Genomic DNA, 13007 nt, shown 5'->3' with positions numbered 1-13007 from the left:
TTTTCCTTATGGGTGGGCAGCGGGGGAAGGGCGCTAATTTCTCACCTGCTAGCAACCCTCTCCTTCACTTCCCTCATCAAATCAACCCCCAAATCAAACACATATTTCACCTGATCTCTATACACAAACATCACAACAATCAAACCCAAAACTGCAGACACAACCTGAAAAACCATATTAATAACAAAAGTGTTTATAAAAGCAACGATCACAAAAACAAACGTACTAATAAAAAATTTACCCAAATGGTAATTAACAGGGAACAAACTCCTAGATATAAACGTCCTCATACAAAAGAAAACTATATACGACACCCCTGTAGAAAATGCTGCACCCTTTGCACCATATACAGGAACAAGCATCAAATTCCCGAACACGTTAACCCCTGCTGCCACACTTGCTATCAACATATGCCAATATGTTTTTTTCTTAAAATTGATACCAACAACCGTCGTTTCAGAAACAGTATACATAATAGGCATCAAAATCAAAAAAGAGCTAATCCCAGAAGCTTGCCTATAAGAGCTTTCTAAAAGCAAAAAAATCACATCTTTAAACACAACTATAAGCAATCCAAACACAAACATCGTAGCAGCTATAAACACAGAAGTCTTCTCAAAAATCCCCTTACTCTCTGGCTCTTTCTCATAACTTTCATAAGAAACGGGAGTCCAAAACATAGTAAACCCCACTTGAATTAAATTCATCACTGCAACCACTTTGAAAGCAGCAGAATACAAACCTATCTCCGTGAAATCAGAATAATTTCTTAACGCCAACCTATCTATCGATTGAAAAAGCCAAGTAATTAGAAAAGTAGGAACAAAAGGAAGCCCATATCTAACAATTGCTTTTATCGATCTAAAATTAACCTTGAACTTACCAAACCACAATTCTCTTTCAAAAAAGATCGCTAATAAAGCGGTAACTATATGAGAAAAAAACAAACCAACAATAACTGCATAAAAGCTTCTTGAAACAAATAAGGCGTATAAAATCGTAAAAACCGCATTTGTTACTCCGTTCACTATCCTCAACGTAGAAAAGGCGATGCCTCTTTTTTTCATCCGAACAGCCAATGTAGAAAATCTCTCTAAAATACCAACTAATATAGTAACTCCCAACAAAAAAATTGGAAGAAAATGATTATAATCTCCAAAAAGAACGAAAGACAGCTCTCTCCAAAAAATACCGATTACAACAAAAACCACAATGCCTATACTCAAACTCGGCAGTAAAGAATCCCAAAGCAAATCCCTTCTCTTATCCTCAGGTCTTTCATAAAACATCCTAACAAAGCTCTGATCCGCTCCAAGAAGTGCAACGTTGAGAAGTAAATTGAAAGCTAAAGTGAACATTGATGCCTTACCAAACTCCTCTGGGATAATAAGCCAAGTGGTAATAGGGGTAGTGATGAAAGAAATCAAAGCAGCTATCCATTGACCCATTGAAAATTGAAAAAAAGATTTAATAAATTCTCTCTCTTTAGGCATTACTTCCTCCAAATCGATTTAAGACTTCGTTATAAACCTCTATTTCCTTTTCTACAATGTTCTCCCACGAAAACCCCAAAGCCCTTTTTCTTAAATAACTTTCATCAATTGGATTTTCCAATAATTTTACAACCGATTCAGCAAACCTTTTTTCAAAATCTTGTCCATCTTCTACAACTATTCCCCCATCTCCAATTGCCTCAGGTATACCCCCGTTGCTGCTACCAACAACAGCCACCCCACACCCCTGTGCTTCCAATACAACACATGGCCATCCTTCATTCCTACTTGGAAGAATCATAACATCCATAGCGCCCATATAATAAGGCACCTCTTCATGAGAGACACTTCCAACAAATTTAACCTGCAACTTTCTTTTTTTACATTCATTTTCAATACCTTTTCTTAATTCACCATCTCCAACAACTAAAAACTCAACATCGTAGATTGAAGATATATAAGAAAAAATATCGGGCAATTTATCTGCTCTTTTCACATTAACAAGATTCCCTACAAACCCGATAACCTTTTTATATAACCCCAGTTCTTCTTTTATCTTTTCTTTATCCAAGGGTTTAAAGATATCTGGTTCAATTCCGTTGGGAATAACAACAGAATTCTCACCCGCATATCCAAATGATTTAGCTTTATTCAATAGGGCATTACTTACAAAAATAACACTTGCAGCATTTTCTAAAACATCTACATACAATTCTTTTGCCTTAGGCATTAGTAAGTTTATATCGTTACCATGGCATGTAACTACATATGGAATATTTAACTTTTCAGATAATATTTTAGCGACTAACCCAGCTGGTTGGTTATACATCCCATGTGCGTGAATTATATCGAAGTCATTACCCTTGATTTTATAGAATAGATCCTCTGCAACTTCTTTTGAATCTTTAATTTGATTACTTTTCTTTAATACTCTTGAATTAAAAATGTCGATTACACTTCTACTAAAAGCTGTATATCTGTATTTTACACCATTGACTTTAAGAAAAGAATCAGTAGCATTTACACTTGGTTTAGATAAAATCTTTTTTAAAAGTTTTACTCCAAATTTATCTTTAGAAGTTATACCATAAACATCAAAATTCATATCAAAACTTTGTAGAGTTTTAAGTCTATTTGTTATAAAAATTCCACCTGTAGGATTATGAGGAAATGGAAACAAATTTGTTAGGAACAGAACCTTCACTATTTATCAACTCCAAATATAATTACGGTTTTAATATTGGAAAATTAAGAATACATCAAAAACTCACACTTTAACCCTTCAAGCTTTGTTTTATCTTCAACATTCCAGTATAGTACAACGTTTGTATTTTCTATTTTTTCAACATTGTTTTCTGTTATGTATTTAACCCTCAACTCTTTCAATATCCCTTCTATTATTTCCTTCATTTCTTTATCTTTCCCAAATAGAACATAAGTTTTATTTCTTCCATATGTTTGTATTATTCTTTCTATGTTTTGTTTTATCAACAATGTTCTTCTATAGTATATTTTCATATACTCTATTGTCTTTTTACTTTTTTCTTTGAATCCTTCTGGGGTTAATATGTACCTGAAACTCTTGTTGTTCAACCTTTCCAATTTAACAAATCCTTTTTTAATGAACTTTTTTAAAAGTATATTCACCATTCCCAAAGATAACCCTGTTTTTTCTGAAAGATCTCTTTGAGTTATATTAGAATTCTTTTCTAATTCTTCTAAAATGTGTATCTCATTATCTTGCATGATATTCAACCCCTTCGTTCAATCTTTGAACAATGTGAAAAGATTATAGCAATTATTTTAGTATTTGTCAAATGTTTAGTAATTTTACTATTTTTTCCCCTGTTTTTCCATTTCCGTATATATTTTCTACATTTGAAACTATTTTGTTGTTCATTAAATAATCCATCTTATTTTTAATTTTATCAGGTTCACTTAGTACATTCCAACCTGCTTGAGTTAACTCTCTCCAGCCTGTGTCTGGCATAACAACTATCGCTCTTTTTCCTGCAAAGTACGCTTCTTTTTGTAATCCTCCACTGTCTGTTATAACAAAAAGGCTTTTTTGAACTAGCCCCATCATACTTAAATAATCAAGAGGTTCTATCATTAAGATGTTTTTTGTGTATTGTTTTAAATCAAATTCTTCTATTCGTTTCTTTGTTCTTGGATGTATAGGAAATACAACTTTTATCTCTTTTGATATTTTGTTTAACTCTTTTAATATAGCTTTTAAATTTGATTTGTTATCTGTGTTGAAGTCTCTGTGTATTGTGGTTACTACATATTTATTTTCTTCTAAGATGAATTTGTTGATAATCGTTTCATCAAAGTATGGTTTCATCTTTAAAAAAAGATCATACATTATATCTCCTGTAAAATATACTCCTTCTGTGATGTTTTCTTTTTTTAGGTTATTAGTAGCTAATTTAGAAGGACAGAATAAGTACTTAGATACATGGTCTGTTAGTACTCTGTTTATCTCTTCGGGCATGTCTTTTGGTTCTTGCCTTATACCTGCTTCTACATGCGCAACTGGGATCTTTAACTTTGAGCCAACTAATGCCCCAGCTAAGGTGGTGTTTGTATCTCCATACACTAATATAATATCAGGGCGTTCTTTTAGTACTACCTTTTCAAATTCTATCATTGTTTTACCAGTCATTTCTGCATGTGTTCCTGAACCTATTCCTAAATTGTAATCAGCTTTTTTTATATTTAAAACTTTGAAAAATACATCGGACATATTAAAGTCATAATGTTGTCCAGAATGAACTAGGATTTCTTCAATTCCTTCTCTCTCAAATTCTTGATTTAAGATCGCTTCTTTAATTATTTGAGGACGAGCACCTATTAAACTGATTAGTTTCATAATTTTAATCTCCTATATTATACTTTAACAAAAGATTTCTAAAAATAAGCTTTGATATTTTTTTATAAGTTCTTTTTTTGAAAGACTTTTAAAATCTATAGACTCGGAATAATCAATTTTTTTACCTATATTCTCTTTAATTTTAATTGAAAATTCTCTTTTGGTTTCAACAAAAAAAACCTTCGAACCATTAAATTCATCTAACTGGCCAACTTTATAAGAAACTATAGGGAGTTTAAAATACATAAAATTTAAATATTTACTGTTTAGACCAATAAACTCTAATTTTTTATCCTTTTTATAAGGTACGATAGCCAGATCTGAATATTTTAGATATTTATTATATTGAATGGCATTCATAGTCCCATAATAATGAAAATTAGAAAACTTTCGTTTTAATTTATTGATTTGCTTTTTTACTAGCGGTCTACCAATAATGTGAATATGTATTTCAGGATTATTTTTGCATATATAATAAACTGTTTTAAAGTCAATAGTTGTATAACCTAAATAAATGATATTGTTATTTGTACGAAAAGGATTATAGTCTTCATAATCATCAGGTATATTAAAGCCATTAGGAATAACAAAGGTTTTTTCCTTGTACTTATCATTTAACAAATTCTTAAAGATTTCTCGTACAACAATTATTTTATATGCCTTGTCAATGATTTTTTCTTCATAGCTTTGAAACAATTTGTTTCTGCTTAGTATATATTTTACAGAATCAGATTGCCTATAAATAATTGGTACTTTATCAGGGATTAAATCTATTAAAAAAATAGGTTTGCCAGATTCTAATATTATATAATCATAATCTGAAAAATTGAAATTTTTTAGTGGTTTAATAGTTTGGTTAATGAAATATTGAGTAATATTTTTCGGGAAATTCTTCATTATTCTTTCATAATATGCTATTTTCCTACCTTTAATACCTAATTGTGTGAAATTCTTATTGTCTTTTAAAAATGTCTCTTTAGATGGGAAAGTGAGATGCGTTACATCCATATTCATATCTATTAATGCCTCAGTAATAATATCAATTCCTCTGTTAGATTGGGAGTATGGCAAGGACGATGCCACTAAAATCTTCTTCATGATTTTTTTCTCCTTTTTGCTATTTGAATGAAGTAAGTCTGTATATTTAAATATTATTTTATATCCAAAAGAAAATCAATTATTATATACAAAATAAAACTATATATAAATAAATTGAGAAAGAAGTAGTTTATCCTAATAATAGATATAATCCCCGGAAAAATAATTGCATATAAAAGGTCACTTCTTAAAGTATTAAATAAAATAAATCTCTTATACGCAAAACCTATCAAGAAACCTAATAAAGCTAACACAATTATAGAAAACCATCCCCATCCAACCCAAAGCAAACCTATAAAATCAACTGTACCATGAGGGCCAATATCATGAATAGGGATAAAGTCTTTCGGCCCTAAAAAGTTAATTATAGGGTCAAATAGCCCACTTCCTGCATAATTCATAGAATAAGTTGGTTTACTATCTAAAAAAATCATTGCGTTATTTACATTTTTACCAATATATGCAACCATAATATATTTGGTTACATCGTTAATGTTTGCTATAGAAAATAGTGAGATGTTTTTTGTTGATGAATTCCATACACCAAACCTAAAAAGTTCACTAAAGATTATTAAAAAAAATAATAATAACAATATTAATAAGAGTTTCATTACCGATATTTTATTCTGAATTTTATATTTAACAAAATAAAGAAAAAAAATCAAGCATATTATTAAAGTGATTTGTCTAGCCGCTGAAAAAAAGAGCCTAATGCTGATTAAAAAAATCAAAAATGTAATAATTTTGTTTTTTTTATTTCTCTGCTCAAGAAAAAATCCCCTGAAGTAAAAAGCAGAAACAATAGGTAGAAGATTATAAAATGTTCTCCAAATATTTTCTTCATCTTGTAAGGTTATATATGCAACTTGCTGAAACCCTTTCGATACCAATGTGGATAAATTGTAATTTTGAAACATAACAATTAACGAATACATCTCCAGTAAAAAAACAATTACAAATAAAACAAAAAATAAATAGTTTATAAAACTTTTATTTTTAAATGTAGAATACCTTAGTTTTCCTTTTTCGTTATTATATTCTAAATTTTTATTGTTGGTTACATACCATTGAAATGAAGATCCAAATAATATGAAAAAATAAAAAACACAAAATAAAACTACATATTTAAAAAGCGAAGAAGCACTCAAATAAAAAGGAACAGTGGCTAATCCTGGAACTTCGTTTTTAAATTGTGGGAAAAAAATTATCCAAACTAAAAAAACTAAACTAAATAATATTGGAATTATAAATAATGGAGAAATAAGTCTTTGCCCCTTCATGTTATTACCATGCCTCCAAAATTTCAGAATCTTGTCAGTTATATAATAAAAAATACCTATAAAATTAATCATCTCATTTAAAAATAATTATAAAGAACAATACAAAAAATCTATTTAAAATTAGAAAAGTATATTTTTAATATTTCCTTAGCACAATTTTTCCATGTATATTGCTTTAATATCCTTTCTCTTTCATCCAAATTAAGGGAATGGTTCTTCTCATTTTTTATAATTTCAACTAAACTTTCAGGATTTGAAGGATTAAAAAAAGTGGCTATATTATCAAAAATTTCCCTGAAAACAGGTATATCAGAAAGTAACAATGGAGTTTTAAAATAAATAGCTTCTAATGCAGGTAGTCCAAAACCTTCATAAAAAGATGGAAAAATTAATGCTTTAGCGCTCTTATATAATGCAGCTAATGAAGAATCATCAATATAACCAGTATAGATAACATTTTTTAAAGTGGTTAAGTCATCAATAAAAGTATTCTCATTTCCAAAAACCTTTTTTTCAGGTCTTTTCCCTACAACTACAAATTTTTCTTCCTTTAAATATTTTGCTGCTTTTAATATTATCTCTAAATTTTTATTTTTATTTAGAGTTGCTATGGTTAAATAAAAAGATTTTTGCTTTAAATGCATCTTGTCTAACACATCAAAATTGGGTACTATATTAGAAAAATGTTCATAACCAAGAGGGACAACTGTGATTTTATCAGGAGGAAAATCATAATGTCTTAATATTTCCCTTTTTGAAAAATTAGAATTTGTTACAATATATATCTCATTTTTCTTCTTTAAACTTTTCACAATTAAATTGTGGTAAATTCTATATTTTTTAGAAAAAAAAGATGGATTAACTTTAAAATTAATATCATGAAGGAAATAAATTCCTTGTGAAACCATTATGGGAAAACCACCCGAGAACGAAAATAAAACTGCATCACTTTTTTGTTTTAAATAATATAAAAATAGTTCCTTTTGTTCCCAAAAAGGATTCAGATTACCTACTTCTATTAATTTAATATTTTTATATTTTGGCCTATGTTTCAAGCTACCCTTATTGTTTGGTGTAATAATAAATATGTCTTCATTTAAATTATAATTATCTAACTCCAAGACTATTTCATTTGCTACTCTTTGTACCCCTGTTAATTGTTGCTGAAGAAATTTTCCATTAATGAGAATCATTTTTACATTTACTCCTCCTATCTGACTACTTTAGATGTTTTGTACTTTTCTCACGAATAGAGTGGGTAATTAAGCTGGAGTTAAATTAAGTTTACCCAAAGCGATAAAGATAGTTATTTTTAAATTCTTTGATGTTTTAAATCCAAAAGCTCTTTTAGTAAAACCTCTTAGTTTAGAGTTCATGCCTTCTATTTTGCCGTTAGTTATATTTGTTTTTATGTGTAATAAGAGTATCTCTTCAAAGAATTTTGATAGTTCATTTCTTATCCACTATCACCTCATCGTTTTTTGATTTGTTTCATAGAAGATGATACCAGATTTTTTACATTTTAGTCATCATTTATTTTTTCTACCCACTCTTTTTGGAAAAAAAGTCTTTATAATATATTTCTGAGTTTCTATATTTGTCAAAGAAAATCCAATTGTGAACAAAATCCAAAGATGTCTCCAATGCCACGAATCAATAAAAAGAGAATTAATAACAGTCCCCATAAATCCCGCAAATAAAAATGCATATGACTTTCGTATTTTCCAAAAATTTTTTAAACTAACTAAAATTATTACAAGTAAAAGAAAGAACCCAAATATACCTTTTTCTCCGAACATTCTAAGATATAAGATATGTGTAGCGTAACCTTGTGAAAGCAAGGAATAATTACCAGGACCAATACCAAAAAATGGAGCTTTTTCAATTCCTTTAATAAAAGCTTTTTGAGCTTCGAATCGATCTTGATCATAGCTTTGTAATCCTAATCTATTTAGAAAGAAATCACCTAATCGATATCCGAAAATTTCAACATCAGAAATCATTAGTAAAGCTAATAATAACATAATCAAAAATACAAAACTAATCATCCTAAAATATTTTTTTACATTTATTTTTCTAACATTAAGTAAAAGTAAGATAAAAATAGCAAAAAATATATTTAACCATGCGGCTCTTGAAAAAGTCATTACTACTCCTAACATCAAAATTATCGAGATAAATAAATATAAAATGCTTTTTCTTTGACTTTTTAAATATTTTTCAAACCAAAAAACTGCGGGTATAGTTAGAAAAGGTCCTAAAACGTTCGAATCTTTAAAAAATCCTTGGAACCTTATTCCAAAAGAAATTACACTAGCCCCTCCCAAATTTGTTACTCCTGTTACAATTGTAAAAAAACGGGTGAAAATGTTAATAAATGCCAAGAGTGTCCACCATCTCATCAGCGAATTTATTAAAGAATTTTTATTCTTTATTTGTTTTATAACTGATATAAATACTAAAAATAAAAGGATTAAGTAAAAATCTATAACCGTGTATCTAATTGTATAGTTAAGGTTGAATCAGCCTATTGAATTACCTCTAAGAAAACTTGTAGTTACCGAAATGAGTAAAATAGTTGTAAATATTGTAGTTTTATAATCAAATTTAATAGAGAAAAGTAGAAGAGGAACGGTTAAAATAAAAAATATTTCTGCAAAAGATGGCTCAAAAAAAAAACAAAGCCAGACAAAAAGGCGTAAATTGATATTATTCTTATTTTTCTTAATTCTTTTTTATTAATTTCAGAAATATTTTTAGTAGTAATTACTGCTTTTTGAAGATACAAATCTGTATTTCCCCCCCATGATATTTTTCAATCTAATCAATACCATACAATTTTATATAATCTACAAAATTATCGTAATTATATTCAATTATTTCATGCGAATTTAGTTTTTTATCAATTAACTCAGAAATATTTTTTGGTGTTTCAAAAACAGAATCCTTTCCAATGATTTCTTGTATTCCTCCAACATCAGTTGACAGTATTGGTATTTTAAGTTCAATGGCTTCTAAAATTGTAATGGGTACACCCTCCCAGCTTGAGGTCAATAAAAGTAAATCAAAATCCTTCATATATTCGATACCGTTTTGTCGAAATCCTATGAATTTAACTTTTTCCTTTAAATTCAGCTTTTCAGCATAATTTTTTGCTTCTTGTATTAAATTTCCATCTCCAACCCATACAAAAACGACATTATTGTTATTCTTTAAGTATTCATTAGCTATATCAATGAAAAGAAAAGGATTTTTTGGGTCATCAACTCTCGAAACATTTCCTATAATTTTTATATTGTTGTCTACATCTAACTCCTTCCTTAACACACCCTTTCCTATTTTATCTTTTTCAACAGTTATTTTATTGTAAATAAGTCTATATTTTTTTTCATTTCCTATTTTCATCCTTTTACTTAATTCTATATCACTTTTTGAAATTAACACCAAATCCGTAGTTTTATTTGCAAGATATCTTTCTAAAAAAATAGCTATTTTTCTTTTTATTCCTTCATACTGTAGAATTGGCCAATAGCCATGAACGGTGTAAATCACTTTTTTTACTCCTAGTTTATTTGCAGCCAATCTACCTAAGATCCCAGCTTTTGTAGAATGGCAATGAACTGCATCATAATTATTTTCTTTAATTAGTCTTTTAATTTCTTTATATCCCTTATAATCGATAAATGGGTTAATGGGATGAACCAATTTTTTTAATACATGTACTTTTATCCCTAAATCTTTTTCTAATTTATCAACTAATATACCATTTTCACCAGTAGCAACTTCCATATTTATATTATTATATTGTTTCGCCATCTTGCATATTTCATACACTACTCTTTGTGCCCCAGCCCATTCCGCCTTGGTTATAATTTGCAATACTTTTATTTCTTTTCCCACCTACACCGCTCCTCTTCTCCAAAATACTGCTTCTATAGTTTTGATAATAATGTTTAAATCAAGGAATATGTCTCTGTTTTTTATGTAGTAAAGGTCATAGCTTAGTTTCATTTTTGTTTCTTCTAAAGAAGCTGAGTATTTATACATGATTTGTGCCCAACCTGTTAGGCCTGGTTTTAATTTGTGTCTTGCCCAGTAGAAAGGTATAAGTTCGTTGTATTCTTCAACTAACTGGATTTGTTCTGGCCTTGGGCCTACAAAAGACATTTTACCTATTAATATATCATAGAATTGTAGTATCTCGTCAAGTCTTATTGGTCTGATTATTTTACCTATTTTGAGGATTCTGTCTTGTTCGTCTGTCGCAAATTTTACTTCGTTTTGATCGGTTCTATTTTTCATACTTCTGAATTTATGCATTGTGAATTTTTCTTCTTTTAATCCTATTCTTTGTTGTTTATATACTACTGGTTTGCCGTCTTCTATGAGTATTATAATAGAAAGGATCAATATAACGGGAGAGAGTATGGCTAAAGCGATAGACGATATTATTATATCAAGGAATCTTTTTGAAGGATGTTCAGTTACATTATTAAAAATAACCTCGTAGTATTCTTTGAATTTTTGAGCTACTTCTATTGGTATGCGATTTAGGTATTTTTCTGCCATATTTGGGAGATATTCTATATCCATGCCTTCTTCTTTGTAGTTTTGTATTTGTGGTTTTACTGATTTTTCTAGTTCTGGGTCTGTTATTACTATGCCGTGGATTATGTGGGAAGTGGTTTGACCGTTTTGTTTTATTATTTTATCTAGGGTTGTTGGATTTGGGTTTATGTATTGGGTAAACCTGATTTTGTGTAGTGTTTTTTCTGAGATTTCTTGCATTATGTGGCCTATTTCTTCTTGTTTTCCTATTACAAGGTAGTTTTTTACAGGCATGCTTTTTTCGTATATTTTGTATTCTATTTTATGTAAAATAGGTAGAATGATTATTGTAAATAGTAGGTTATACAGGAAAAAGTATCTATTGAAGTATTTGTTGAGAAAGAAGTAAAGAATTAAAATGAGTATGAAACTGATGAGAGTTCCTACCGTTGTTTTTATTAAGGATTCTGTGTAGCTTTTCATTGTTTGGGTGTCGTAGACTCTAAAGGAGTAGATTCCAAGGTATATTATTAGTGATGAGATTGTTGAGATGGCTATTGGTAGGTTCAATAAGAATGCGTTCATAATGAATATGAGCGCTATGTCTAATAAGTGAACCGCTGCTTTTCGCATCTTCGAGTCAAACCCCCTGTTAGGTTTTTCAGGATTTATTATAACATTATCTTAACGATTAAATATTAAACAAATATTAAAAATTGTTTTATTCTGGTACATTGCTTATGTTCAAGATGTCAAAAGCCTTTTCAGTTATGTAAGAGTATTTTTTGAACAAGTTTAGGTTGAATTCTTTTTCGTTGTTGCTGGCTTTGTTGTTCGTTGCCAGAAAATCGATCCAATTTCTTTTAATATAGTATTTCGCCGCTTTTGAGTTTAAGCCGTTAAAGCTCAAACAGAAATGAACGTTTATTTCTCTTAACCTGTGAAGGACTTCTTTCATTTCGAAAAGCCAGCCGTATTTTTCAACTTGTAGTAGTACGATATCGTATCCATCCAACTGTAATTGAAAGATTGAGTCGAGGAGAAATAATGGAAATTTTTGTGTTGGTAGGGTTATAAACACAAAGTGGTCGTTGAAGGGAATGAATTCGGTATATTGTGGAGTGAGGTATAATTCGGAGGCTAAATAGGTTTTTACACCGGTGTTGTATTCAATTGTCTTTTTTACCTCTGCGTATTTTTCTTTTATTTTTGTTATGTCTGTTTTTATGGTTGGATGGTTTATGTGCAGTGTAAAGATAACATGAGTTATATCGTGTTGTTTGTAATTGTTTAATACTCTTAACGTTTCTTCAAGAGTTTGTGATCCATTATCAACATTGGGTAAAAGATGGGTGTTGATGTCGATATACATAGGGAGCCCCTCCCCTGAGATATTCTCATGGAATTAAGAAACGCTGAAATTATAACACAATTTTTTATAAAAACAAAATTTTTATTATAATTTCATTACATTTTCATTGAGGATGATGCTGTTTTATCTAACGCCCACGTGGAAGAGGGACCTACGGTCCCTTAAACCCGGGGGGAGGGCTCCGCCCTGTGACCCTTTTTAAAAGCAGATTTTTTGTGAATTAATTTTTGTGGTTTTTATGTAAGCTATGCTTAGTTTTTGTTAGCGCCCTTCCCCCGCTGCCCACCCATGAGGAAAAGTATCTTTGTTAGCGCCCTTCCCCCCGCTGCCCACCCGTGAGG

Annotated in this window: 12 protein-coding genes; all 12 read right to left on the bottom strand. The window is 29.7% G+C overall.

Features of this window, described 5'->3' with window-relative positions; translation table 11 throughout:
* Positions 1-41: 41 nt before the first annotated feature.
* Entirely contained in the window at positions 42-1493 is a 1452-nt protein-coding gene (locus AA81_RS06040; protein WP_103898538.1) for a lipopolysaccharide biosynthesis protein, read from the bottom strand.
* Positions 1486-2697 (bottom strand): glycosyltransferase family 4 protein, encoded by a 1212-nt coding sequence (locus tag AA81_RS06035; RefSeq protein WP_103898537.1) that lies wholly within the window; start codon positions 2695-2697, stop codon positions 1486-1488. Before AA81_RS06035 ends, AA81_RS06040 begins: the two co-directional genes overlap by 8 nt.
* A gap of 44 nt (positions 2698-2741) precedes the next feature.
* Positions 2742-3239: a winged helix-turn-helix transcriptional regulator gene (locus tag AA81_RS06030; protein ID WP_103898536.1), complete on the bottom strand. Its 498-nt coding sequence runs from the start codon at positions 3237-3239 to the stop codon at positions 2742-2744.
* A 67-nt stretch (positions 3240-3306) separates the two neighbouring features.
* On the bottom strand, positions 3307-4368 hold the full coding sequence (wecB, locus tag AA81_RS06025; RefSeq protein WP_103898535.1) for a non-hydrolyzing UDP-N-acetylglucosamine 2-epimerase: 1062 nt from the start codon (positions 4366-4368) through the stop codon (positions 3307-3309).
* A gap of 24 nt (positions 4369-4392) precedes the next feature.
* Entirely contained in the window at positions 4393-5466 is a 1074-nt protein-coding gene (locus AA81_RS06020) for a glycosyltransferase (protein ID WP_103898534.1), read from the bottom strand.
* Between the two features lie 53 nt (positions 5467-5519).
* Complete coding sequence (locus AA81_RS06015; RefSeq protein ID WP_169999631.1) at positions 5520-6746, bottom strand: O-antigen polymerase; 1227 nt, start codon at positions 6744-6746, stop codon at positions 5520-5522.
* 110 nt (positions 6747-6856) lie between these two features.
* Positions 6857-7939 (bottom strand): glycosyltransferase family 4 protein, encoded by a 1083-nt coding sequence (locus tag AA81_RS06010; protein ID WP_103898532.1) that lies wholly within the window; start codon positions 7937-7939, stop codon positions 6857-6859.
* A 69-nt stretch (positions 7940-8008) separates the two neighbouring features.
* Positions 8009-8206 carry a transposase gene (locus AA81_RS14875; RefSeq protein ID WP_103898531.1) on the bottom strand — a complete coding sequence of 66 codons (198 nt, stop codon included), beginning with the start codon at positions 8204-8206 and terminating at the stop codon, positions 8009-8011.
* 69 nt (positions 8207-8275) lie between these two features.
* Complete coding sequence (locus AA81_RS06000) at positions 8276-9130, bottom strand: O-antigen ligase family protein (protein ID WP_169999629.1); 855 nt, start codon at positions 9128-9130, stop codon at positions 8276-8278.
* Positions 9131-9566: 436 nt separating this feature from the next.
* Positions 9567-10646 carry a glycosyltransferase gene (locus AA81_RS05995; protein ID WP_103898529.1) on the bottom strand — a complete coding sequence of 360 codons (1080 nt, stop codon included), beginning with the start codon at positions 10644-10646 and terminating at the stop codon, positions 9567-9569.
* A complete protein-coding gene (locus AA81_RS05990; protein WP_103898528.1) occupies positions 10647-11927 on the bottom strand; it encodes an exopolysaccharide biosynthesis polyprenyl glycosylphosphotransferase in 1281 nt (426 codons plus the stop codon).
* Positions 11928-12015: 88 nt separating this feature from the next.
* Entirely contained in the window at positions 12016-12666 is a 651-nt protein-coding gene (locus tag AA81_RS05985; protein ID WP_103898527.1) for a CpsB/CapC family capsule biosynthesis tyrosine phosphatase, read from the bottom strand.
* Positions 12667-13007: the final 341 nt, after the last annotated feature.

Source organism: Petrotoga halophila DSM 16923, from assembly GCF_002924615.1.
Note: the sequence above shows the minus strand (reverse complement) of the source record. Positions and strands in the feature narration are given on the sequence as shown.